The sequence below is a fragment of the Methylobacterium nonmethylotrophicum genome, from assembly GCF_004745635.1.
GTDB lineage: Bacteria > Pseudomonadota > Alphaproteobacteria > Rhizobiales > Beijerinckiaceae > Methylobacterium > Methylobacterium nonmethylotrophicum.
The window spans coordinates 542,676-565,199 of record NZ_SRLB01000001.1 but is presented as its reverse complement, the minus strand read 5'-3'; the positions used below and the strand labels follow the sequence as shown (position 1 = coordinate 565,199).

General features: G+C 70.9%; 25 protein-coding genes. 5 read left to right on the top strand and 20 right to left on the bottom strand.

What is annotated here, in order from left to right:
- Positions 1-78 precede the first annotated feature (78 nt).
- The 13 genes from coaA to EU555_RS02610 all read right to left on the bottom strand — a co-directional run bounded on the left by coaA (position 79) and on the right by EU555_RS02610 (position 11,171).
- Positions 79-1,167 carry a type I pantothenate kinase gene (coaA, locus tag EU555_RS02670; RefSeq protein ID WP_245524094.1) on the bottom strand — a complete coding sequence of 363 codons (1,089 nt, stop codon included), beginning with the start codon at positions 1,165-1,167 and terminating at the stop codon, positions 79-81.
- The gene (locus EU555_RS02665; protein ID WP_135412875.1) at positions 1,164-1,487 is read right to left on the bottom strand and encodes a phosphoribosyl-ATP diphosphatase; all 324 of its coding nucleotides are present in this window, start codon (positions 1,485-1,487) and stop codon (positions 1,164-1,166) included. The genes coaA and EU555_RS02665 overlap by 4 nt, the downstream gene beginning before the upstream one ends.
- 97 nt (positions 1,488-1,584) lie before the next feature.
- On the bottom strand, positions 1,585-2,367 hold the full coding sequence (gene hisF, locus EU555_RS02660) for an imidazole glycerol phosphate synthase subunit HisF (protein ID WP_135412874.1): 783 nt from the start codon (positions 2,365-2,367) through the stop codon (positions 1,585-1,587).
- 10 nt (positions 2,368-2,377) lie between these two features.
- The gene (locus tag EU555_RS02655) at positions 2,378-2,875 is read right to left on the bottom strand and encodes a DUF29 domain-containing protein (RefSeq protein ID WP_245524093.1); all 498 of its coding nucleotides are present in this window, start codon (positions 2,873-2,875) and stop codon (positions 2,378-2,380) included.
- Positions 2,876-2,930: 55 nt separating this feature from the next.
- On the bottom strand, positions 2,931-3,707 hold the full coding sequence (gene hisA / locus EU555_RS02650; RefSeq protein WP_135412873.1) for a 1-(5-phosphoribosyl)-5-[(5-phosphoribosylamino)methylideneamino]imidazole-4-carboxamide isomerase: 777 nt from the start codon (positions 3,705-3,707) through the stop codon (positions 2,931-2,933).
- Between the two features lie 47 nt (positions 3,708-3,754).
- The gene (gene hisH / locus EU555_RS02645) at positions 3,755-4,414 is read right to left on the bottom strand and encodes an imidazole glycerol phosphate synthase subunit HisH (protein WP_135412872.1); all 660 of its coding nucleotides are present in this window, start codon (positions 4,412-4,414) and stop codon (positions 3,755-3,757) included.
- A gap of 64 nt (positions 4,415-4,478) precedes the next feature.
- A complete protein-coding gene (locus tag EU555_RS02640) occupies positions 4,479-4,970 on the bottom strand; it encodes a DUF2628 domain-containing protein (protein ID WP_135412871.1) in 492 nt (163 codons plus the stop codon).
- 52 nt (positions 4,971-5,022) lie between these two features.
- Positions 5,023-5,625 (bottom strand): imidazoleglycerol-phosphate dehydratase HisB, encoded by a 603-nt coding sequence (hisB, locus tag EU555_RS02635; RefSeq protein WP_135412870.1) that lies wholly within the window; start codon positions 5,623-5,625, stop codon positions 5,023-5,025.
- A 114-nt stretch (positions 5,626-5,739) separates the two neighbouring features.
- Positions 5,740-6,618, bottom strand: a complete 879-nt coding sequence (locus EU555_RS02630; RefSeq protein WP_135412869.1) for an S-methyl-5'-thioadenosine phosphorylase — start codon at positions 6,616-6,618, stop codon at positions 5,740-5,742.
- Between the two features lie 72 nt (positions 6,619-6,690).
- Positions 6,691-7,587, bottom strand: a complete 897-nt coding sequence (locus EU555_RS02625) for a cytochrome c1 (protein WP_135412868.1) — start codon at positions 7,585-7,587, stop codon at positions 6,691-6,693.
- A gap of 86 nt (positions 7,588-7,673) precedes the next feature.
- Positions 7,674-8,960 (bottom strand): cytochrome b, encoded by a 1,287-nt coding sequence (locus tag EU555_RS02620; RefSeq protein ID WP_135412867.1) that lies wholly within the window; start codon positions 8,958-8,960, stop codon positions 7,674-7,676.
- A 41-nt stretch (positions 8,961-9,001) separates the two neighbouring features.
- Positions 9,002-9,565 carry a ubiquinol-cytochrome c reductase iron-sulfur subunit gene (gene petA, locus EU555_RS02615; RefSeq protein WP_135412866.1) on the bottom strand — a complete coding sequence of 188 codons (564 nt, stop codon included), beginning with the start codon at positions 9,563-9,565 and terminating at the stop codon, positions 9,002-9,004.
- Positions 9,566-9,863: 298 nt separating this feature from the next.
- Positions 9,864-11,171 carry an MFS transporter gene (locus EU555_RS02610; RefSeq protein ID WP_135412865.1) on the bottom strand — a complete coding sequence of 436 codons (1,308 nt, stop codon included), beginning with the start codon at positions 11,169-11,171 and terminating at the stop codon, positions 9,864-9,866.
- Between the two features lie 266 nt (positions 11,172-11,437).
- On the opposite strand from EU555_RS02610, the gene ribH reads away from it, so the two are divergent.
- From ribH to EU555_RS02590, 4 genes are all read left to right on the top strand, one after another.
- Positions 11,438-11,980 (top strand): 6,7-dimethyl-8-ribityllumazine synthase, encoded by a 543-nt coding sequence (gene ribH / locus EU555_RS02605; RefSeq protein ID WP_135412864.1) that lies wholly within the window; start codon positions 11,438-11,440, stop codon positions 11,978-11,980.
- 1 nt (position 11,981) lies between these two features.
- Complete coding sequence (nusB, locus tag EU555_RS02600) at positions 11,982-12,479, top strand: transcription antitermination factor NusB (protein ID WP_135412863.1); 498 nt, start codon at positions 11,982-11,984, stop codon at positions 12,477-12,479.
- 195 nt (positions 12,480-12,674) lie between these two features.
- A complete protein-coding gene (gene thiL, locus EU555_RS02595) occupies positions 12,675-13,679 on the top strand; it encodes a thiamine-phosphate kinase (protein ID WP_135412862.1) in 1,005 nt (334 codons plus the stop codon).
- Between the two features lie 207 nt (positions 13,680-13,886).
- Positions 13,887-16,034 carry a sodium-translocating pyrophosphatase gene (locus tag EU555_RS02590; RefSeq protein WP_135412861.1) on the top strand — a complete coding sequence of 716 codons (2,148 nt, stop codon included), beginning with the start codon at positions 13,887-13,889 and terminating at the stop codon, positions 16,032-16,034.
- Positions 16,035-16,156: 122 nt separating this feature from the next.
- Here EU555_RS02590 and EU555_RS02585 read toward each other — a convergent pair whose 3' ends face one another.
- From EU555_RS02585 to EU555_RS02555, 7 genes are all read right to left on the bottom strand, one after another.
- Positions 16,157-17,371 carry an MFS transporter gene (locus EU555_RS02585; RefSeq protein ID WP_135412932.1) on the bottom strand — a complete coding sequence of 405 codons (1,215 nt, stop codon included), beginning with the start codon at positions 17,369-17,371 and terminating at the stop codon, positions 16,157-16,159.
- On the bottom strand, positions 17,368-18,744 hold the full coding sequence (locus EU555_RS02580) for an FAD-dependent oxidoreductase (RefSeq protein WP_135412860.1): 1,377 nt from the start codon (positions 18,742-18,744) through the stop codon (positions 17,368-17,370). Before EU555_RS02580 ends, EU555_RS02585 begins: the two co-directional genes overlap by 4 nt.
- 46 nt (positions 18,745-18,790) lie before the next feature.
- Entirely contained in the window at positions 18,791-19,108 is a 318-nt protein-coding gene (locus EU555_RS02575; protein WP_135412859.1) for an ArsR/SmtB family transcription factor, read from the bottom strand.
- Between the two features lie 195 nt (positions 19,109-19,303).
- Positions 19,304-20,368: an ACR3 family arsenite efflux transporter gene (gene arsB, locus EU555_RS02570; RefSeq protein ID WP_135412858.1), complete on the bottom strand. Its 1,065-nt coding sequence runs from the start codon at positions 20,366-20,368 to the stop codon at positions 19,304-19,306.
- Positions 20,369-20,375: 7 nt separating this feature from the next.
- The gene (gene arsC, locus EU555_RS02565) at positions 20,376-20,801 is read right to left on the bottom strand and encodes an arsenate reductase (glutaredoxin) (protein WP_135412857.1); all 426 of its coding nucleotides are present in this window, start codon (positions 20,799-20,801) and stop codon (positions 20,376-20,378) included.
- The gene (locus EU555_RS02560; RefSeq protein ID WP_135412856.1) at positions 20,801-21,328 is read right to left on the bottom strand and encodes an arsenate reductase ArsC; all 528 of its coding nucleotides are present in this window, start codon (positions 21,326-21,328) and stop codon (positions 20,801-20,803) included. The genes arsC and EU555_RS02560 overlap by 1 nt, the downstream gene beginning before the upstream one ends.
- Positions 21,321-21,680: an ArsR/SmtB family transcription factor gene (locus EU555_RS02555; RefSeq protein WP_135412855.1), complete on the bottom strand. Its 360-nt coding sequence runs from the start codon at positions 21,678-21,680 to the stop codon at positions 21,321-21,323. The genes EU555_RS02560 and EU555_RS02555 overlap by 8 nt, the downstream gene beginning before the upstream one ends.
- 50 nt (positions 21,681-21,730) lie before the next feature.
- Here EU555_RS02555 and arsH point away from each other — a divergent pair, with 50 nt between their 5' ends.
- A complete protein-coding gene (arsH, locus tag EU555_RS02550; protein ID WP_135412854.1) occupies positions 21,731-22,477 on the top strand; it encodes an arsenical resistance protein ArsH in 747 nt (248 codons plus the stop codon).
- The last annotated feature ends 47 nt before the right edge of the window (positions 22,478-22,524 follow it).

Genomic DNA, 22,524 nt, shown 5'->3' with positions numbered 1-22,524 from the left:
GAGGCCCGTCGCATCCCCCGAGCGGGATGACGCTCGCGCGGCCGAACCCCGTTCAGCCGTCCCGCTTCCGCGCGGCCCTCACAGACGCCGCAGCGCCACGCTCTCGATGCGGTGGCTCGCGCCCTTGGCGAGGATCAGGCTGGCGCGCTGGCGCGTCGGCACGATGTTGTCGCGCAGGTTCAGCAGGTTGATGCGGTTCCACAGCCCGTCGGCGATGACCAGCGCCTCCTCCTCGCTGATCTCCGCGTATTTGCGGAAATAGGAGAGCGGGTCGCGGAAGGCGGTGTTGCGCAGGCGCAGGAAGCGGTTGACGTACCAGCGGTGCAGGTCGTCTTCGTGGGCGTCGAGGTAGACCGAGAAGTCGAAGAAGTCCGAGACGAAGGGGATCGCCGTGCCGTCCCGCGGCAGGCGGGCCGGCTGGAGCACGTTCAACCCCTCGACGATCAGGATGTCGGGCCGGTCGACCACGGTGGTCTCGCCCGGGACCACGTCGTAGACGAGGTGGGAGTAGAGCGGTGCCGCGACCTGGCGCTTGCCGGCCTTGATGTCGGCGAGGAAGCGCAGCAGCGTCGGGGTGTCGTAGCTCTCCGGAAAGCCCTTGCGCTCCATCAGGCCGAGGCGGTTGAGCTCGGCATTCGGGAACAGGAACCCGTCGGTGGTGACGAGGTCGACCTTCGGGGTGTTGGGCCAACGGGCGAGCAGCGCCTTGAGGACCCGGGCGGTGGTCGACTTGCCGACCGCGACCGAGCCCGCCACCCCGATGATGTAGGGCACCTTCACCTCGCGCTCGGCGAGGAGGAAGCGCTGCGTCGCCTTGAACAGCCCCTGCGTCGCCGCGACGTAGAGCGAGAGCAGCCGCGACAGCGGCAGGTAGATCGCGATCACCTCCTCGAGCGAGATCGGGTCGTTGAGCGATTGCAGCCGCATCACGTCGTCGGCCGTGAGGGTGAGCGGCGTGTCGGCGCGCAGGTGCGCCCATTCCTCGCGGGAGAAGACCCGGTAGGGCGAGAGGTGGTCGGTGGCCTCGTCGAGGCTCGCGGCCAGCTCCGCCGCCCCGAGGGTCGTGGGGACGCCGAGGCCGGCCCCGTCGAAGCCGGCCCCGCTGGTTCCGGCCCCGGTCGTGCGGGCCCCGCTGACGCCGGCCTCGTTCATGCCGGCCTCGTTCATGCCGGCCTCCTGGACGCCTTCTCGGCCAGGCCGCTCTGAGCCGTGCGCCGCTCCAGCTCCGCCATCACCGCCTCCAGGGGCACGTCGCTCGCCCGCAGCAGCACCAGCAGGTGATAGAGCACGTCCGCGGCCTCCGCCGCCAGCCCGTCGCGGTCGCCCTGCACGGCGGCGATGGCCGCCTCGACCGCTTCCTCGCCGAGCTTCTTGGCCGGCCGGGCCGGCCCACCGGCGACGAGCTTGGCGGTGTAGGATTCCTCCGGCGCGGCGGCGGCGCGCTCGCGGACGGTGCGGTCGAGGTCGGCGAGGGTGAAGGATGTCATGTGGCGGCCGTTGGTGTGTCCGGGTGAACCCTGGCGCCGGCCGTGGCGGGCGGTCAAGCGGCATCGCGCACCGGCCCCGGCGGCGATTGCCGTAAGGTCATGGCGTCGGATCGAGCCGCATCGCCAGGCCCGCCGCCGCCATATGGGCCTTGGCCTCGGCGACGGTGTGCTGGCCGAAATGGAAGATCGAGGCGGCCAGCACCGCGCTCGCGCCGCCGTCGCGCACCCCCGCCACGAGGTCGTCGAGGCCGCCGACGCCGCCGGACGCGATCACCGGCACGGTCACCGCGTCGCTGATCGCCCGGGTCAACCCGATGTCGTAGCCCGAGCGCATCCCGTCGCGATCCATCGAGGTGACCAGGAGCTCGCCGGCCCCCTTCTCCGCCACGAGACGAGCGAAGCCGATCGCGTCGATCCCTGTGGGTTTCCGGCCGCCATGGGTGAAGATCTCCCAGCGGCCGGGCTCGCCCTCGCCCGAGACGCGCTTGGCGTCGATCGCCACGACGATGCACTGCGCGCCGAACTTCTCCGCCGCCCGCGCCACCAGGTCGGGATCGTTCACCGCCGCGGTGTTGATCGAGACCTTGTCGGCCCCGGCGAGGAGCAGCGTGCGGATGTCCTCGACCTTGCGCACGCCGCCCCCGACCGTGAGGGGCATGAAGCAGGCTTCCGCCGTGCGGCTCACCGCGTCGAGCAGGATGCCCCGGTCCTCGTGACTCGCCGTGATGTCGAGGAAGCACAGCTCGTCGGCCCCGGCGCGGTCGTAGGCCTTGGCGGCCTCGACCGGATCGCCGGCGTCGCGCAATTCGAGGAACTGCACGCCCTTGACGACGCGGCCGTCCTTGACGTCGAGGCAGGGGATGATGCGGGTCTTGAGCACGGGCGCCGTTTCAGGTTCTGGGGTCGATGGGGTAGTCGCGCGTGATCATCTCGTCGCGCGTATAGGGACATGTCTCGGGAAACGTCTGCAACGGAAGGCCGGTCTCCCGAGCCGCATCGAGGCGAGCACCCCGATAGGCGCGGGCCATCGCCTCATCCAGCCGGCTTTTCAGGCCAGGACTGTCGGTGAGAACATCGGCCGCCTCGTCGCGCTGGTCGCGGATCGAGAGCGCCCAGCTTCGCGTGCGCCGCTCGGGCTGGTAGTCGACCTTCAGCATGTGCAGGAGCACGACCCGCCAGGCGCTGACGAGGCTCTTCAACTCCGAGCGGCCCAAGCTCTCGATCTCCTCGGCCAGGTTCTCGCGGTCGATGACCGAGAGGTTACCCGCCCGCAAGGCGGCGGCCTGCTCCATCGCCCAGCCATAGATGTCGTCGGCATAGGCCGTCGCGGCTGGCGGCGGGGGCGGCCCGGCCGGGTTCGGCTTTGATCTGCGGGTCGCGGCCGTCACGTCGTCTCACGCCTCCGGGAAGCCGCCCTTCTATCACGAGGCGAGCCCGTCCGCCTCAGCCGGCCGGCTGGGTCGTTGCGGCCTGGCTCCTGGCCTGTGCTCCCTTCGCCCGCGCGATGGCGGCGAGCGCCTCCTTCGGGTCGATGCGGCCGTCATAGAGGGCGCGGCCCGTGATCGCGCCGGCAAGCCCCGCGCAGTCCGGCTCGAGGAGGCGATGGACGTCCTCGATCGAGGCCAGCCCGCCGGAGGCGATGACCGGGATCTTCACCGCCTGGGCGAGGCCCAGGGTCATCGGGATGTTGAGGCCCTTCAGGATGCCGTCGCGGGCGATGTCGGTGTAGATGATCGCGGCGACGCCGGCATCCTCGAACCGGCGCCCGAGTTCCTCTGCCGTGACCGTCGAGGTCTTGGCCCAGCCCTCGACCGCGACGCGCCCGTCCTTGGCGTCGATGCCGACGGCGATCCTCCCGGGAAAGCGGCGCGCCGCCTCGCGCACGAAGGTCGGGTCCTTCACGGCGGCGGTGCCGATGATGACGCGGCTGACGCCCTTGGCGAGCCAGCCCTCGACCGTGCGCATCTCCCGGATGCCGCCGCCGAGCTGCACCGGGATCGTCACGGCGGCCAGGATCGCGTCGACGGCTGCCGCGTTCATCGGCGCGCCCGCGAAGGCGCCGTCGAGGTCGACCACGTGGAGCCAGGAGAAGCCTTGCTCCTGGAACGTCGCGGCTTGCGCCGCCGGATCGTCGCTGAAGACGATCGCCTGCGCCATGTCGCCCTGCACGAGGCGGACGCAGCGCCCTTCCTTGAGATCGATGGCCGGAAACAGGATCACGCGTCGTCACCGCAGGGCTTGAGTTCGTGGAGGGCGGGGCGCCGCCGTCAGGGCCGCCAGCGCAGGAAGTTGCCGATCAGCCGCAGCCCGAGGGTCTGGCTCTTCTCGGGATGGAACTGGGTGCCGGCGATGGTGCCGCGGGCGACCATCGCGGTGACCGCGCCGCCGTAATCGGCGGTCGCCACCACGTCGCCGGGCTCCGCCGGCGCGAGCGCGTAGCTGTGCACGAAATAGGCGTGCAGGCCCCCCGCTCCCGTCGGGATGCCGTCGAGGAGCGGGTGGGCTAAGCGCTCCTGGAGCGTGTTCCAGCCCATATGCGGCACCTTGAGGCCCGGATCGGCCGGCCGGATCGCCGCGACGTCGCCGGGGATCCAGCCGAGGCCCGGCGTGACCTCGTATTCGAGGCCGCGGCTCGCCAGCAGCTGCATGCCGACGCAGATGCCGAGGAACGGCCGGCCGCGGCCATGGGCGGCCTCCGTCATCGCCTCGACCATGCCGGAGACGGCGTCGAGCCCGCGCCGGCAATCGGCATAGGCGCCGACGCCCGGCAGCACGACCCGGTCGGCCGCGGCCACGGCGTCGGGGTCGGAGGTGACGACGATGCGGGCGTCGGTCCCGGTCTCGCGGGCGGCGCGCTCGAAGGCCTTGGCGGCCGAGTGCAGGTTGCCGGAGCCGTAATCGATGATGGCGACGGTGTCCGCGCTCACGGACGGTCCTCCCGGGTCGCGGTGTTCCGGATCGACGGAACGGATGACGGGTCGGTTGCGGCGCTCACCGGTGGCTCTGCGCCTCCGGGAACAGGCCGAGCGCCGGGCTCTCGGCGCGGGCGTTCGCCGGCGTCGCCGGCCGGGCGGGGGCGGAGCCGAGGCGCGCGCCCTCCTCCCGCAGCCAGCGGGCGACGAACTTCACCTCGGCCTCCTTGGCGTCGGAGGCCGTGACCGCGTCGCGGATCGGGCGGCCGGTGCGGGCGTAGGTCCAGCGCCGCAGGGACGAGGCCTCGAGCCCGATCAGCCAGGAGAGCAGCAGCGCGATCACGAAGCCGGCCGCCGGGCTCAACCCCAGGGCGAGGCCGGCGGCCCAGACGACGACCTCCGCGGCGAGCACGACCAGTCCGGCGAGCCAGAGCCGATGCCAGAAGAACCACAGGGCCGTGAACCAGAAGGCCGGCCACACGAAGGCGTCCGGCACCAGCTTGGCGCGGTCGAGGGCTTCCGGCTCGGCGGGATCGACCTCGTCGGGCACGTGCAGGGTGTAGGTGGTCATCCGGTCTCCCCCGGGATCCGCATGCAGAGGTCGGTCTTGGCGTCCTGCAACTCTAGAGCGAGCCCTTCGTCGATGGCACCCGGCCGCCCTCGCGGGGATCGACCTCGACCGCGTGGCGCAAGGCACGTGCCAGCCCCTTGTAGCAGCTCTCGGCGATGTGGTGCTGGTTGTCGCCGTACAGCGTCTCGACGTGGAGCGTGATCCCGGCATTCATCGCGAAGGCCTGGAACCACTCGCGCACCAGCTCGGTGTCGAAGGCGCCGATCTTCTCGCGGGCGAACTGGGTCCGGAACACCAGGAACGGCCGCCCCGAGATGTCGACGGCGACCCGTGTCAGTGCCTCGTCCATGGGCAGATGCAGGTCGGCGTAGCGGCGGATGCCGCGCTTGTCGCCGAGCGCCTGGGCGAAGGCCTGGCCCAGCGCGATCCCGCAATCCTCGGTCGTGTGGTGCTGGTCGACGTGGAGGTCGCCCGTCACCTTGACCTCGAGATCGAACAGCGCGTGCCGGGCGAGCAGCTCGAGCATGTGGTCGAGGAAGCCGACCCCGGTCGCGATGCTGGCCCGGCCGGTGCCGTCGAGGGTGAGCGCGACGCTGACGTCGGTCTCGGCGGTGCGCCGGTCGACGCGGCCGGCGCGGAGGGGGGTGTCGGTCATTGCGGGAGAGGAGTTGCCAAAGCGAAACGGGCTGCCTTGTTAAAAGGCAGCCCGCGGAAACGCCAGGGGTGATCGGGTCTTTTGCAGACGCCCGCCCGCGGGCGCCGGCGGAAATCACGCCTCCGCCAACACCCGGGCGCAGACCGCGTCGAGCTTGGCCATCAGGGCCGGGTCGCGGTGGGTCGGGGCGGTCATGATCGCGCCGTCGAGGGCCCGGTCGGAGCCCGCCGGGCAGGGCTCGCGCTCCGCGGGCAGGTCGCGGGCGAGCCGGCTCACCAGGCGGGCGGCCTTGGCGGCGTTGGCGCGGGCCACCGCCACCACGGAGGCGACGTCGACGGCGCCGTGCTCCGGGTGCCAGCAGTCGAAGTCGGTCACCATCGCGATGGTGGCGTAGGTGATCTCGGCCTCGCGGGCGAGCTTGGCCTCCGGCATGTTGGTCATGCCGATCACGTCGTACCCTTGCGCCTTGTAGGTCAGCGACTCGGCGTAGGAGGAGAATTGCGGCCCCTCCATGCAGACATAGGTGCCGCCCTTGCGGACCGCGATCTCCTCGGCCTCCGCCGCCGCCTGGATGCGCGCCTGCAGCCCCGGGCCGACCGGATGGGCCATCGAGACGTGGGCGACGCAGCCATTGCCGAAGAACGACGAGGCGCGGCCGACCGTGCGGTCGACGAACTGGTCGACGAGCACGAACAGGCCCGGATAGAGCTCCTGCCGGAACGAGCCGCAGGCCGAGAGCGCCACGATGTCGGTGACGCCGGCGCGCTTGAGCACGTCGATATTGGCCCGGTAGTCGATGCCGGACGGCGAGAGCCGGTGGCCGCGGCCGTGGCGGGCCAGGAACACCACGGGCGTCTGCCCGATCCGGCCGATGCGCAGGGCGTCCGACGGCTCGCCCCAGGGCGAGGTCACCCGCTCCTCCCGCACGTCCTCCAGCCCGGGCAGGTCGTAGACGCCCGACCCGCCGATCACTCCGAGCACGGCCTTGGCCATGGGGTTCTCCTGTCCGTCGTCAAACGAAAGAGGCCCCTCTCGGGGCCTCTGAGCGGTGCATGAGCCTGGTCGTCAGCTCGTCTTGTGCAGCTCGGGCTGCAGCCCGTGGGTCTCGCCGCCGACGTCCGACCAGATCTTCTTCTTCACGTAGTAGAGCAGGCCGGCCAGCACGATCAGGAACAGGATCGCCCGCAGGCCCAGCTGCTTGCGCGCCAGCAGGTGCGGCTCGGCGGTCCACATCAGGAAGGCGGTGACGTCGCGCGAGTACTGGTCGAGCGTCTCAGGCACGACCGGCTTGCCGTCGGCGCCCTTGGCGTAGGTCACCTGACCGTCGCTGAGGGGCTTGGGCATCGCGATGACGTGGCCCGGATAGTACTCGTTGTAGTGGCCGCCCTCCGGCACGGTCACGTCCTTCGGCGGCTCGTCCTTGTAGCCGTTCAGGAGCGCGTGGATGTAGTCCGGGCCCTGCTCGGTGTAGCCGATGAAGGGCAGCCAATCGACGATGAACCACAGGCCGCCGCGGGCGAAGGTGCGGGCCTTGGCCATCAGCGACAGGTCCGGCGGCGCCTTGCCGCCATTGGCGGAGGCCGCGGCCTGCTCGTTCGGGAACGGCGCCGGGATCTTGTCGGCCGGGCGGCCGGGCCGCTCGAACATGTCGCCGGAATCGTTCGGGCCGTCCTTGACCTTGTACTCCGCCGCCAGCGCCTTGACCTGGGCGGCGGAGAAGTCGGGCCCGCCCTCCTCCTCCAGGTTGCGGAAGCGGATGTAGTTCAGGCTGTGGCAGTTCGAGCAGACCTCGCGGTAGACCTGGAAGCCGCGCTGCAGCTGCGCCTGGTCGAAGGTGCCGAACATCCCCGAGAAGGTCCACTTCTCGCGGGACGGCAGCGGCCCGTGCTCCTCCGCCGAGGCGGCGCCGGCCGACAGGAACGCGGCGAGTAAGGCTGCCGCGAGAGCGCGTGTTCTGATCATTCCCCTCGATGCCCCTTGCGGCGTCGTTAGTGCTTAGCGGTCGTGAGGCGGGGCGGGCGCGCGCGGCGCCCGCCCCTCCGGGCATCTCAGCCCTTGGTCGGCGGGGCCGCGGCGGCGCCGGCCGGCATGCCGGACGAGCCGACCTGCTTGCCCGGGCCGGTGACGCTCTCGAGGATCGAGCCCGGGAGGGGCTTGGGCGTCTCGAACAGGCCGACCAGCGGCATCACGATCAGGAAGTGGGCGAAGTAGTAGATCGTTGCGATGCGGGCCGCCAGGACGTAACCGCCCTCCGGGGGCTTCGAGCCGAGCCAGCCGAGCAGGAAGCAGCAGAAGATGAAGACCCAGAAGAACTGGCGGTAGATCGGCCGGTAGTTGGCCGAGCGGACCCGCGAGGTGTCGAGCCAGGGCGCCAGCGCCAGGATGATCACGGCGCCGAACATCAGGATCACGCCGCCGAGCTTGTCCGGCACCGCCCGCAGGATGGCGTAGAAGGGCAGGAAGTACCACTCGGGCACGATGTGCGCCGGCGTCACGGCGGGGTTCGCCGGGATGTAGTTGTCGGCGTGGCCGAGGTAGTTCGGCTGCAGGAAGATCCAGTAGGCGAAGAAGACGAAGAACACCACCACCGCGAACACGTCCTTGATGGTCGCGTAGGGGGTGAACGGCACGGCGTCCTTGCCCGACTTGATCGGGATGCCGGTCGGGTTGTTCTGGCCGGTGACGTGCAGCGCCCAGACGTGCAGGACGACGACGCCGGCGATCATGAACGGCAGGAGGTAGTGCAGCGAGAAGAAGCGGTTGATGGTCGGGTTGCCGACCGAGTAGCCGCCCCAGAGCAGGCTCTGGATCGTGTCGCCGACGATCGGGATCGCCGCCAGGATGTTGGTGATGACGGTGGCGCCCCAGAACGACATCTGGCCCCACGGCAGGGTGTAGCCGAGGAACGCGGTCGCCATCATCAGGAGGTAGATGATCACGCCGAGGATGTAGAGCACCTCCCGCGGGGCCTTGTAGGACCCGTAATAGAGGTTGCGGAACATGTGCACGTAGACCGCGATGAAGAACATCGAGGCGCCGTTGGCATGCATGTAGCGCAGGAGCCAGCCGTAGTTCACGTCGCGCATGATGTGCTCGACGGAGTTGAACGCCTCGGTGGCGGAGGGCTGGTAGTGCATCGCGAGCCAGACGCCCGTGATGATCTGGGAGCCCAGCATCACGATCAGGATCGCGCCGAAGGTCCAGAAGTAGTTCAGGTTCCGCGGAACCGGGAAGGCGATGAACGAGGAATGGACCAGGCCGACGATCGGCAGCCGGGCCTCGAACCACTTCGCGATGCGGCTCTTCGGGATGTAGGTGGTGGCGTGTGCGCTCATGGGGCAGCCCGCGTCTGGCGTTGCTTCACGATCGGCGTCAATCAGGCGGTGGCGCCTTCGCCGATGCGGACCTTGGTGTCGCCCTGGAAGGCGTAGGGCGGGATCGGCAGGTTGATCGGGGCGGGGCCCCGGATGACGCGGCCCAGCGCGTCGAACTGCGAGCCGTGGCAGGGGCAGCCCCAGCCCTCGTGGCCGTTGGCGTTGGCGATCGGCACGCAGCCGAGATGGGTGCAGTTGCCGTAGGCGACGAGCCAGCGCTCGTGGCCCTCCTTCACGCGGCCCAGGAACGGCGCCGGGTCGATCATGCCGCCGGGAGGCGTCGCCTTCATGTCGGCGACTTCCTTCTCGGTGAGGTGGCGCACGAAGATCAGCTTGCCGCGCCAGAACACGTTGATGATCTGGCCGTCGGCGATCGGCGAGAGGTCGACGTCGATCGGCGCGCCGGCCGCGATGGTCTCGGCGTCGGGAGCCATCGAGGCGACGAAGGGCCAGGCCAGGGCGGCGGCCCCGACCACGGCACCCGCGCCGGTGGCGAGGAACAGGAAGTCCCGGCGGGTCGCGCCGTGGGGATGCGCGGCGTCGGAGGGGGCGGCGGTGGTGGCCAAGTTCCGGCTCTCCCGAGAGATTCGTTGACGACGGCGGGCCGCCGCGGGTGCGCGGCTGGGACCCGCCCGAAAGGGTCGGCGGGGTTGTCGGTCCCCGGTCCTGCCGGACCGAAACACCTCCCCGCGCGTGGCTGCAATGCGACCGGGCGTCGCCGCACGGGTCGCTCTCTTGCACGGCCAAGCCCCGGAATAAAGGGCGAAAAGGGCGGCTGATCCGGAGGAATTCCAGATTTCCCGCGAGTGTGTTGCGGTGCACCCGGAACGACCGGCCGCCGGCCGTCCCGGGTGCTCTCACGCCCTACTCCGCCGGGGCGCCGACGCGGCCGGGCACCGCGGGTGCGCTGCTGTGGCTCAGGCGCAGGACCGTGATCATCCCGACGATGCCCGCGCAGGCGATGAGCAGCAGGCCGCCGGTGAAGCTGCCGGTCCAGTCCTTGATCGCGCCGACGGCGTAGGGGGCGACGAAGCCCGACAGGTTGCCGATCGAGTTCACCACCGCGATGGCGCCGGCGGCGGCCGCCCCCGACAGGGTCTCGGTCGGCAGCGTCCAGGTGATCGGCAGGGCCCCGAAGATGCCGAGCGCCGCGCCCGAGAACAGGATCACCTTGACGATCGGGTCACCGACCAGCGCCGCCCCGACGGTGCAGAGCGACGCGCAGGCGAGCGCCGCCGCGAGGTGATAGCGCCGCTCGCGCTTGGCGTCCGAGCGCCGGCCCCACCACAGCATGCCGACGGTGCCGACGGCGTAAGGGATGATCATCACGAAGCCGGTCTGGGCGTTGGTGAGCCCGAACGCCTTGAAGATCTGCGGCAGGAAGAAGCCGAAGGCGTAGAGCAGCGCGACGGCCCCGAAATACACGACCGCGATGGCGAGCACCCGCGGGTTGAGGATCTCCTGGGTCAGCGGCACGTGGCCCTGGCGCGGGTTGCGGGCGGCTTCGGCGGCGAGCGTCCGCTCGAGCCAGGCGCGCTCGTCGGCGGCGAGCCACTTGGCGTCGGCCGGCCGGTCGGTGAGGTAGAAGTAGGTCATGACCGACAGGATCACCGCCGGCAGCGCCTCGATCACGTAGAGCCACTGCCAGCCCTTGAAGCCGAGCACGCCGTCGAGCTCGAGGAGCAGGCCGGAGATCGGCGAGCCGATGACGCTCGAGAGCGGGATCGCCACCATGAACAGCGAGACGATGCGGGCCCGGTAGGCCGCCGGATACCAGAGCGTCAGGTAGAAGATGATGCCCGGGAAGAAGCCGGCCTCGGCCGCGCCGAGCAGCAGGCGCATGATGTAGAAGCTGACCTCGCCGCCGATGAAGGCCATGCCGCCGGAGATCAGGCCCCAGCTCAGCATGATGCGGGCGATCCAACGCCGCGCCCCGAATTTCTCGAGCGCCAGGTTCGACGGCACCTCGAAGATGAAGTAGGTGATGAAGAACAGCCCGGCGCCGAGGCCGTAGGCGGTGGCCGAGATGTTGAGGTCGCGGTTCATGCTCAGCGAGGCGAACCCGACATTGACACGGTCGAGATAGGCCACGAAGTAGCAGACGATCAGGAACGGGATCAGGCGCCAGCTGACGCGCCTGATGGTGCGGGCTTCGATGTCGTCGGTCGTCACGTCCTTTTCCTCCCGGCCGATTTCGTTGCGGCAAGTGTCGGAGTTGTCAGGTCTAGGCTGCCGCCTGCGGCATCCCGCCCCCGGCGCTCGGGATGACCGGATTGCGGGCCGTTTGCAAGAAGCGGCGATCTCCGGAGGCGCGCGCCCTTGTGGGAGGGCCCTCTTCTGGTCTAGTGCTCCCCTCCCCCACCGGTGATGCACCGCAGCGAGGCCAGAGGCCGGCCGCGCGCACCGGCGCCCGATTCGAGACTCAAAAGAAGTTCGCCATGGTCACGCCACGCCGCGACAGCGGAGCCGACCGCCCCCCGCTCACCGGAGCCCGGGTGCTCGTCGTCGAGGCCCGCTACTACGAGGACATCGCCGACGAGCTCCTCGCCGGCGCCAGGGCGGCCATCGCGGCGGCCGGCGCGGATGCCGTCGTCGTCACGGTGCCGGGCGCCCTCGAGATCCCGCAGACGGTGGCGATCCTTCTCGAGGCCGCCGCCCGCGCCCGCAAGCCCTACGACGCCGTGGTGGCGCTCGGCTGCGTCATCCGGGGCGAGACCGGCCATTACGACATCGTGGCGGGCGAGAGCGCGCGCGCCCTGATGGACCTGTCGGTGATGCTGCGGCTGCCCCTCGGCAACGGCATCCTGACCGTCGAGACCGAGGCCCAGGCCCAGGCCCGCGCCCGCGTGGCCGAGATGAACAAGGGCGGCGGCGCGGCGGAGGCCGCCCTCGCGGTGCTGGCGCTCCGCCGCGCCGAGGAGGCCGGGCGGCAGGACCGCACCATCGGCTTCACCCCCCGCCGCAGCCCGGAGGCCGAGTGAGATGAAGCCCGCCGAACGCAGCGGCGCCCGCCTCGCGGTGGTCCAGGCCCTCTACGAGATGGAGATCTCCGGCAAGGGCGTGATCGACGCGCTGGCCGAGTTCGAGGCGTTCTGGATCGGCCAGGTCATCGACGAGGTCGAGCACCCGCCCGCCGAGACCGCCTTCTTCCGCGACCTCCTGCGCGGGGTCGTCGAGGAGCAGCGGGCGATCGACCAGCGCCTCGACGCGGCGCTGTCGGCCGGCTGGCCGCTGCGCCGCCTGGAAGCGGTGGTGCGGGCGATCCTGCGGGCCGGCGCCTACGAGGTGATGTTTCGCCGCGACGTGCCGGTGAAGGTCGCGATCTCCGAATACGTCGACGTCGCCCACAGCTTCTACGAGGGCGAGGAGCCCGGCCTCGTCAACGCGGTGCTCGACAAGGTCGGCCGCGCCGTCCGGCCGGACGACTTCGCCAGAGGATCGGGCAACGAACCGGCCAAGGGGGGGTCGCGCGCCGGCTGAAAGCCCGGGCGGCCGTGGCCGCGGACAGCCGTCGGCCACCGCAGAGAGGAAGCGCCCCGTATCCCCGGATAATTTTCCGCTTTTCGCCGTCGGATCGTTGCGGCACCCTTTGCCCAGACTTCACGCTGTCGGCCGAGGTTCGGGCTGATCCTGAGATCGCCCGTCGCCCGCATCTTCTCCGCGAGACATTCCGCGATGGCACGCACCGCCCTGCCCCGCCCCACGGAAGACGAGCTGATCGCCCGCTACTTCGCGCCGCTCGCCGGCGAGGGCGGGCTGGGCTTGCGCGACGACGCGGCGGTGCTCGCGCCGAGTCCGGGACACGACCTGGTGCTGACCACCGACGCGGTCGTGGCGGGCGTCCACTACTTCGCGGATGACCCGCCAGCCTCGATCGCCTGCAAGGCGCTGGGCGTGAACCTGTCCGACCTCGCCGCCAAGGGGGCGGAACCCCGGGGCTTCCTCCTCACCCTCGCGCTCGCGGACGGGTGGGACGAGACCTGGCTGTCGGAATTCTGCACCGGCCTGAGCGAGGCCGCGGCGCTCGCGAGCTGCCCGCTCCTCGGCGGCGACACCGTGCGGGCGGCCGGCCCCACCCTCATCGGCATCACGGCCTTCGGCGAGGTCCCGGCCGGCACGATGGTGCGGCGCGGCGCGGCCCGGGCCGGGGACAGCCTCCTCGTCTCGGGCAGCATCGGCGACGCGGCGCTCGGCCTCAAGCTCCGGCAGAAACCCGCCGCCTCGTGGGGCGACGGGCTCTCCTACCCGGTCCGGGCCGCCCTGGTCGACCGCTACCTGCATCCCCGGCCCCGCCTCGCCCTGGCCTCCGCCCTGCGTGCCCATGCCCACGCGGCGATGGACGTCTCCGACGGGCTCGTCGGCGACCTCGCCAAGATGATGCGGGCCTCCGACCTCTCCGCCGAGGTCGCGATCGCGGACATTCCCGTCTCGGAGGCGGCCCGGGCCGCCCTCGCGGTGGAGCCGGCGCTCCTCGACACCGCGCTCACCGGCGGCGACGATTACGAGATCCTGTGCGCCGCCGACCCGGAAGCGGTGCCGGCGCTCCGGGAGGCGGCCCTCCGGGCCGGCGTACCGCTGACGGTGATCGGCACCGTGACCGAGGGCGCCGCCCCGCCGGTCTTCCGCATGCCCGACGGCGCCGCGCGCGCCTTCCGGACCGGATCCTTCAGCCACTTCTGAGCCCGCCGCGAGCGCCGAAAGTCTACGCGGGCGAAGCTTGGGAGCGTTTGCGCTCCGTTGTGAAGTTTGGCACGAGTGTCAGTGCGGACCCGCGCCGTCGCGCGGGGCCCCGCTCACAAGGGAGGGAGGCCTGCGCGCGTCACCACGGCCGCTCGCCATCTCGGCCGTCCGACGTCGCGGGAATGCCCGACAATCAAGGACGGTAGAATGACCGCACTCCTGCTCATCATCCTGGGCGGCCTCTGCGCCGTTGCCTACGGCATCGTCACGATCAACGACGTCATGCGGCGCGATGCCGGCACGCAGCGCATGCAGGAGATCGCCGGGGCGATCGCCGAGGGCGCCCAGGCCTATCTGCGCCGCCAATACGCCACCATCGCGGCCGTCGGCGTGGTGCTGTTCGCACTCCTCGTCTGGTTTCTCGGCCTCAAGGTCGGGATCGGCTTCCTGATCGGCGCGGTCCTGTCGGGCGTCGCCGGCTTCATCGGCATGAACGTCTCGGTCCGGGCGAACGTGCGCACCGCGCAGGCCTCGGCGCAGTCGCTGGGCGCCGGCCTGTCGGTGGCGTTCAAGTCGGGGGCCGTCACCGGCATGCTGGTGGCCGGCCTCGCGCTCCTCGGCGTCGCACTCTACTACACCTACCTCACCCGGTTCGCGGGCCTGAGCCCGTCGAGCCGCGAGGTGATCGACGCCCTCGTGGCCCTCGGCTTCGGCGCCTCGCTGATCTCGATCTTCGCCCGCCTCGGCGGCGGCATCTTCACCAAGGGTGCGGATGTCGGCGGCGACCTCGTCGGCAAGGTCGAGGCCGGGATTCCCGAGGACGATCCGCGCAACCCCGCCACCATCGCGGACAATGTCGGCGACAATGTCGGCGACTGCGCCGGCATGGCGGCCGACCTGTTCGAGACCTACGCGGTGACCCTCGTCGCCACCATGGTGCTGGCGGCGATCTTCTTCTCCGGCCAGACTGACGTGGCGGGGCGCAACGTGCTCGAGACGATGCTGCTCTATCCGATGGCGATCGGGGCGGCCTGCATCATCACGTCGATCATCGGCACCTTCTTCGTGCGGCTGGGCGCCAACCAGTCGATCATGGGGGCGCTCTACAAGGGCCTGATCGGCGCCGGCGTGCTCTCGATCGGGGCCATCGCCGGCCTGAACCTCGTCCTGTTCGGCGGCTTCGCGACGCGCTTCACCACCACGGGCGGCGAGAGCTTCACCTCGCTCAGCCTGTTCCTCTGCGCGGTCGCGGGCCTCGTCATCACGGCGCTGATCGTCGTCATCACCGAGTACTACACCGGCACCCGCTACCGGCCGGTCAAGTCGATCGCCCATTCCTCGGTCACCGGCCACGGCACCAACGTGATCCAGGGCCTGGCGATCTCGCTGGAATCGACCGCGCTCCCGGCGATCGTGATCGTCGCCGGCATCATCGTGACCTACTCGCTCGCCGGCCTGTTCGGCATCGCCATCGCGGTCACCGCCATGCTGGCGCTCGCCGGCGTCGTCGTCGCCCTCGACGCCTTCGGCCCAGTCACCGACAATGCCGGCGGCATCGCCGAGATGGCAGGGCTGCCCAAGGAGGTGCGCAAGTCCACCGACGCGCTCGATGCCGTCGGCAACACCACCAAGGCGGTCACCAAGGGCTACGCCATCGGCTCGGCGGGCCTCGGCGCCCTGGTGCTGTTCGCCGCCTACACCTCGGACCTCAACTACTTCATCAAGAACGCCTCGCCGACCCAGTACCGCTTCTTCCAGGGGCTGACCGTCGATTTCTCGCTGTCGAATCCCTACGTGGTCGTCGGCCTGCTCCTCGGCGGCCTGATCCCGTACCTGTTCGGCGGCATCGCCATGACGGCGGTCGGCCGCGCCGCCGGCGCGGTCGTCGAGGAGGTCCGCCGCCAGTTCCGCGAGAAGCCCGGCATCATGCAGGGGACCGAGCGGCCCGATTACGGCCGCGCCGTCGACATGCTGACCAAGGCGGCGATCAAGGAGATGGTGGTGCCCTCGCTGCTGCCGGTGCTGTCGCCGGTGGTGCTGTTCTTCGTGATCCAGGCCATCGCCGGCAAGGCCCAGGCCTTCGCGGCGGTGGGCGCGATGCTCCTCGGCGTGATCCTCACCGGCCTCTACGTCGCGGTCTCGATGACCTCCGGCGGCGGCGCCTGGGACAACGCCAAGAAGTTCATCGAGGACGGCCACCACGGCGGCAAGGGCTCCGACGCCCACAAGGCGGCGGTGACCGGCGACACCGTCGGCGATCCCTACAAGGACACTGCCGGCCCGGCCGTGAACCCGGCGATCAAGATCACCAACATCATCGCGCTGCTGCTTCTGGCGATCCTGGCGCATAGCTGATCAATTGATAGCCGAGCCAGTGTTCTGCCTCCGGACACCAAAGTTCCGCACTGCAGCAACCTAGAGTGATGAAGGGCCGCCATCGCATGATGGCGGCCCTTCGACCTTTCTGCCGAAGCGAATCACTCCTCCCGCGGCTCCGCCTGGACGCCCTCGGGTGCGACTGCGGTTTCCGGTCGGGTGCCCCACAAGGCAGACGCCAAGCCGACGTTCGCCAGGGCGAGCGCCGCCAGGAGAGCGTAGGCCGCGTCGGGGCCCCCATGGGTCAGCGCCACGGCGCCCAACGACGGGGCGAGGGCCTGGGCGATGAGGCCCGGCCGGGCAAGGCGACCCACCAGCACCGGGTACCGCTCCGCGCCGAAGAGGGCGAGCGGCACCGTGCCTCTCGCGATCGAGTAGATCCCGTTGCCGGCACCGTAGAGGACCAGGGCGACGGCGACCGCCGGGATGCCCGCGGCGAGGATGGCGAGCCCGAGCGCCACGAGGACCATGGCGACCGTCAGCGTCCAGAGCGGGTGATGGCGCCCCTTGTTGGCCATCTCGACGACCCGGGCGCAGACTTGGGCCGGCCCGATTAAGGCGCCGTAGGACACGGCGGCAGCGAGCGCCACGCCGCGCGCCTGCAGCAGCGCGATCAGGTGCACCGAGACCAGTGCCATGACGGTGCCCCCCAGGACCAGGACGCCCGCCATCAGGAGGAAGCCGCGCCGTTCCCGTGAGGTGAGCGGTGCCTCGTCACGGCGTCCTACGTCCGGGCCGGCGGGCAAGGCGGGTGCCTTCGGGATCAGGCCGAGCACCAGGGGAAGCGTGACGAGGAGGTGCATCCCCGCGTAGGCGAGGCATGCCGAGCGCCAGCCGACCTGCTCGACGAGGAAGGCCGAGAGCGGCCAGCAGACGGTGCTGGCGAACCCACCCCACAAGGTCAGCGTCGTGATGGCCGGGCGCGCCGCCGCGCCGTAGAGCCGGCCGAGCGTGGCGAACGCAGGGTCGTACAGGCCGCAGCCCATGCCGAGGCCGAGGAGGAGCCATCCGGCGAGGAACACCGGCAGGGTCGGCGCCAGGCCGAGCACGACGTGGCCGCTCGCGAGCAGCAGCGCGGCGGTTGCCAGGACCGGACGGCCCCCGTGCCGATGGATGGCGATTCCGACCCGCGGCGATGCGATGGCCGCCACCAGGAGCCCGATGGACAGCCCCCCGACCACCCAGGCCAGCGGCCAGCCCGTGTCGGCGGCGATGGGGCCGGCGAGAACCGCCGGCAGGTAGAAGGACGAGCCCCAGGCGAGGATCTCCACCACCCCCATGGCCGAGATGACGGTCAGGCGGCCGCGGCCGCTCATGCCGGTACGCCGCAGCAGGACGCCGATGCCGGGCGCCGCGCCGGCGCCGACGGGCAACAGGTCTCCGTCACAGCTGGTTCGGGGCCGCCGCAGCACCCGTCCGCATCGGCGTCTCCGCGGGACGCCGAGCACACCCCGGTCTGCGGCAGGACGAGGTGCACGTCGTCCGCGGCGGCGAGGTCCCCCGCCAGCGCGGCGGCCACCGAGCGGACCTGCTCGTACCCCGTCAGCATCAGGAAGGTCGGTGCCCGCCCGTACGACTTGATGCCCACGGTGTAGAGGCCGGGCTCGGGGTGGGACACCTCGCGGTGCCCGTGCGGCTCGACTGAGCCGCATGAATGCGCGTTCGGGTCGATCATCGGCCCAAGCGCGCGCACGCTCTCCAGCCAGGGGTCGAGGTCGACGCGCAGCTCCCGCGTCAGGGCGAGGTCGGGGCGCTGCCCGGTCGCGGCGACGATCCGGTCCACCGGGCCGAGGGTGCGTGGCCCCTCCGCGGTGACGCCGTCGACCATGAGGCGTCCGCAGCACGTCCGCACGGCGGTGACGGCGAACCCCCGCTCCAGGGGTACCCGGCCACCCTCGACCAAGCCGCGTAGACGCGCGCCGAGGTCGCCGCGGCCGGCGAGCTCGTCGGCCTCCCCTCCGCCGTAGACGCGCGACAGGTCGGTCCCGCGGGTCGCCCACAGGGCCGCCGTCCCCTCGGCCTCGTCGGCGAGGTGCGCGAGGTCGATGAGCACGTTGGCGGCGGAGTGGCCGGCGCCGACCACCAGCGTGGTCCGGCCGGCGTATCCGGCCCGGTCGCGACCCAGCACGTCCGGGATGCCCGTGGCGATCCGGTCCGAAAGGTCCGCCTCGCCGTCCGCCGGCAGGCCGCCCGCGCCGAGCGGGTTCGGCTGCCCCCAGGTTCCCGACGCATCGACGACCGCCCGCGCCAGGTCGCGGCGGGTGCTCCCGCCGGCATCGACAATCGTCAGGACGAAGGGCGCATTGGACCGGTCGCGGCTGGTGACCTTGTCGATGCCGAGGCGCCCGAGCGCCGTCACCCGCGCGCCGGTCTCGACGGCCCCGGCCAGCCCGGGCGTGGCCGCGAGGGGCGCCAGGTAGCGGTCGACCAGTTCGTGGCCGGTCGGGAAGCCGTCCTCGGGCGGGGCGTTCCAACCCGCCGCCTCCAGGAGCGCTCGGGCCGCCGGGTCGACGTCGTACCGCCATGGGGAGAACAGCCGCACGTGCCCCCACACCCGCACGTGGGAGCCGACCTCCGGGCCCGCCTCGTAGACGCGCACCGGCAGGCCGCGGTCGAGGAGGTGGACGGCCGCCGCCAAGCCGACCGGACCGGCGCCGATGACCGCGACCGGCAGCTTCGTGTCTGGCATGTTCTCCTCCATAATTTCTGGAATTACCGAAATAAAGGACACGGCATCAGGCCGCCTCTCCCGTCCCGGAGCAGGTCTCGTCGGCGCAGCACTCGTCCGCGAGGAACCCGACGAGGTCGTTCATGGCGGGGTAGATGGCGCGGCAGATCAGGGTAGTGGCCTGCCGCTCCTGCGAAACCAGGCCGGTCAGGATCAGCCGGTGCAGGTGGTGCGACAGCGTCGAGGCGGCGGAGATGCCGACGCGCTCCTGCAACTGGCGCACCGGCAGCCCGGCGTGCCCGGCCCGCACCAGCGCCCGGTAGATCCGGAGCCGGGCGGGGCTGCCCAGGGCTTCGAGCTGCTTGGCGACTTGTTCGACATTCATGGAAATAACATTGCCCACTCCGGTGCGGGAGGCAAGCATTAATTCGACGATGTTCGAAGGAGGGTTCCATCAGCCACCAGTCGGACCGGGAGGTCCCGAGACTTGGCGGCCGGCCGGCGATTGAACGAGCGCTCCCGTGCTAAGCCTTGACAGTCGGAAGGACGGTGCGGGCAGGCGCTGTCCGCACCGTGGTGGTCACGCCTGACGTGAAACCGGCTTCAAGGCCGCTCGCCGGTTCGCCCCCCGCTCGTACCAGCCCTGGCTCCGGTTCACGATCCACACCACCGACAGCATGACCGGCACCTCGATCAGGACGCCGACCACGGTGGCGAGCGCCGCGCCCGAGTTGAAGCCGAACAGGCTGATGGCGGCGGCCACCGCGAGCTCGAAGAAGTTCGAGGCGCCGATCAGCGCCGAGGGGCCGGCGACGCAGTGCTGCTCGCCCGCGGCGCGGTTCAGGAGGTAGGCCAGCCCCGAGTTCAGGTAGACCTGGATGAGGATGGGCACCGCGAGCAGGCCGATCACCGCCGGCTGCGCCAGGATCTGCTCGCCCTGGAAGCCGAACAGCAGCACCAGGGTCGCCAGGAGCGCGACGAGCGAGGCCGGCCCGAGCCTGGCGAGGAGCCGGTCCAGCGCCGCCTGCCCACCCGAGGCGAGGAGGGCGCGGCGCACGACCTGGGCGATGATCACTGGGATGACGATGTAGAGCACGACCGACAGCACCAGCGTACCCCAGGGTACCGTGATGGCCGAGAGCCCGAGCAGCAGGCCGACGATGGGGGCGAAGGCCACCACCATGATGGTGTCGTTGAGCGCCACCTGGCTCAGGGTGAAGTGCGGCTCGCCGCGCGTCAGGTTCGACCACACGAACACCATGGCGGTGCAGGGAGCCGCCGCCAGGATGATGAGCCCGGCGATGTAGCTGTCGACTTGGTCGGTCGGCAGGTATGGCCGGAACAGGTAGCCGATGAACAGCCAGCCGAGCGCCGCCATCGAGAAGGGCTTCACCGCCCAGTTGATGAACAGCGTCACGCCGATGCCGCGCCAGTGCCGCCCGACGTGGCGCAGCGAGGCGAAGTCGATCTTGAGCAGCATGGGGATGACCATGAGCCAGATCAGGACGGCGACCGGCAGGTTCACCTTGGCGACCTCGGCGGCGCCGACGGCGTGGAAGAAGCCCGGCATGACATGGCCGAGCGCGATGCCGGCGACGATGCAGAGGACGACCCAGAGGGTCAGGTAGCGTTCGAAGGTGCTCATGGTGTACTCAAGCGGTGGCGACGCGGCGGCCGCGCTCGTCGACGACGCGCTCGCCGTCCTCCTTCACGAACTCCCCCTGCTGGTCCGGCAGGAGGTCGAGCACCGCCTCCGACGGCCGGCACAGGCGCACGCCTTTCGGGCTCACCACCAAGGGACGGTTCAGCAGGACCGGGTGCGCCTCGACCGCGTCGAGGAGCTGCTCGTCGGTCAGCGCCGGGTCGCCGAGGCCGAGGTCGGCGTAGGGCGTGCCCTTCTCGCGCAGCGCGTCCCGGACCGAGAGGCCCGCGCGGGCGAGCATCTGCTTGAGGAGCGCCCGGCTCGGAGGCGTCTTCAGGTACTCGACCACGTGCGGCTCGACGCCGGCGTTGCGGATCATCGCCAGGGTGTTGCGGGACGTGCCGCAGGCGGGATTGTGATAGATGACGACGTCCATCACGCGACCTCCGGGCGGGCCGAGGTCGCGCCGGCCATCTGGCCGATCTCGCGGACCTTCGACGACAGCGCGACCTGGTCGAGGCTGCCGAGCGGCAGGGCGACGAAGGCCGCGATCCGATTCTTGAGGTAGCGCTGGGCGGTGACGAAGGCGCGCTTGCGCTCCATCTCGGAGCCCTCCGCCGCGGCGGGGTCCTCGATGCCCCAGTGGGCCGTCACCGGCTGGCCCGGCCAGTACGGGCACGCCTCGCCGGCGGCGTTGTCGCAGACGGTGAGAACGAAATCCATGACGGGGGCGTCGGGCCCGGCGAACTCGTCCCATGACTTCGAGCGCAGGCCCTCGGTCGGGTAGTCGCTCTCCCGCAGGACCTGCAGCGCCATCGGGTGCGGCTCGCCCTTCGGTTGGCTGCCGGCGGAGAACGCGCGGAAGCGCCCGCCGCCGTCCTTGTTGAGCATGGCCTCGGTCAGGATCGAGCGGGCCGAGTTGCCGGTGCAGAGGAACAGGACGTTGTAGGCGGGCTCAGGCATGGAGGGCGTCCCCGGTGGTGCAGTCGCAGGCGGCGAGCGCGGCGACGGCCGGGGCGCACACCTCGGGGTGGCCCTGGCAGCAGTCGCGCATGAGGAACTGGACGAGGTCGGACAGCCCTGCGTAGGCGGCGCTGTAGATGACCGACTTGCCCTCGCGCCGGGAGGTGATCAGCCCGGCGTGCGAGAGTTCCTTCAGGTGGAAGGACAGGTTGTTGCCGGCGACGTTCACCGTCTCGGCGAGGACGCCGGCGGCGAGCCCCTCCGGGCCGGCGGCGACCAGGGCGCGCACGACCCGGAGCCGATGCTCCTGGCCGAGGGCCGCGAAGGCGGCGAGGGCTTGCCGTTCGTCCATCGAATGACCTACATATCAACTATCGTTGAAACGTAGAGGATTGAAGCGCCTTGGACAAGCCCCAGCAGCCGTTCTCCGACGGGATGCCGAACCTCTCCGAGGCGCATTTCCAGGTGCCGAGCCAGGAGCGGATGGCGCCGCCGACGCCGCTCGACCATGCGCCTCGATTCCTGGTCCTCTACGGGTCGCTCCGGGAGCGGTCCTTCAGCCGCTTCTTGGCCTACGAGGCGGCGCGTCTGCTGGAGGCCATGGGAGGCGAGGTGCGCATCTTCCACGCTGACGGGCTGCCGCTGCCGGACGACGCAACCGCCGACCACCCGAAGGTGCAGGAGCTCCGCCATCTCTCGATCTGGTCGGAGGGCCAGGTCTGGGTCAGCCCGGAGCGGCACGGAAACCTGACCGGCGTGATGAAGAGCCAGATCGACTGGCTGCCGCTGAGCGAAGGGTCGGTACGGCCGACGCAGGGCCGGACGCTCGCGGTGATGCAGGTCTCGGGCGGCTCGCAGAGCTTCAACGCGGTCAACAGCCTCCGCATCCTCGGGCGCTGGATGCGGATGGTCACCATCCCGAACCAGTCATCGGTTCCGATGGCCTACAAGGAGTTCGACGACGCCGGCCGGATGAAGCCGGGGCCGCTCTACGACCGTGTCGTGGACGTCTGCGAGGAGCTGATGAAGTTCACGCTGCTGACCCGCGGGCGGGCCGACTACCTCGTGGACCGTTACAGCGAGCGGAAGGAGCGCGAGCCTGAGCGCCTGAAGGGCGTCGCCGCGGACATTGGGTTCGTGAAGCGCTGACCTAGGCTTCCCCTCCCCTATCGGGAGGGCGGTGCATGGCCTCGCCG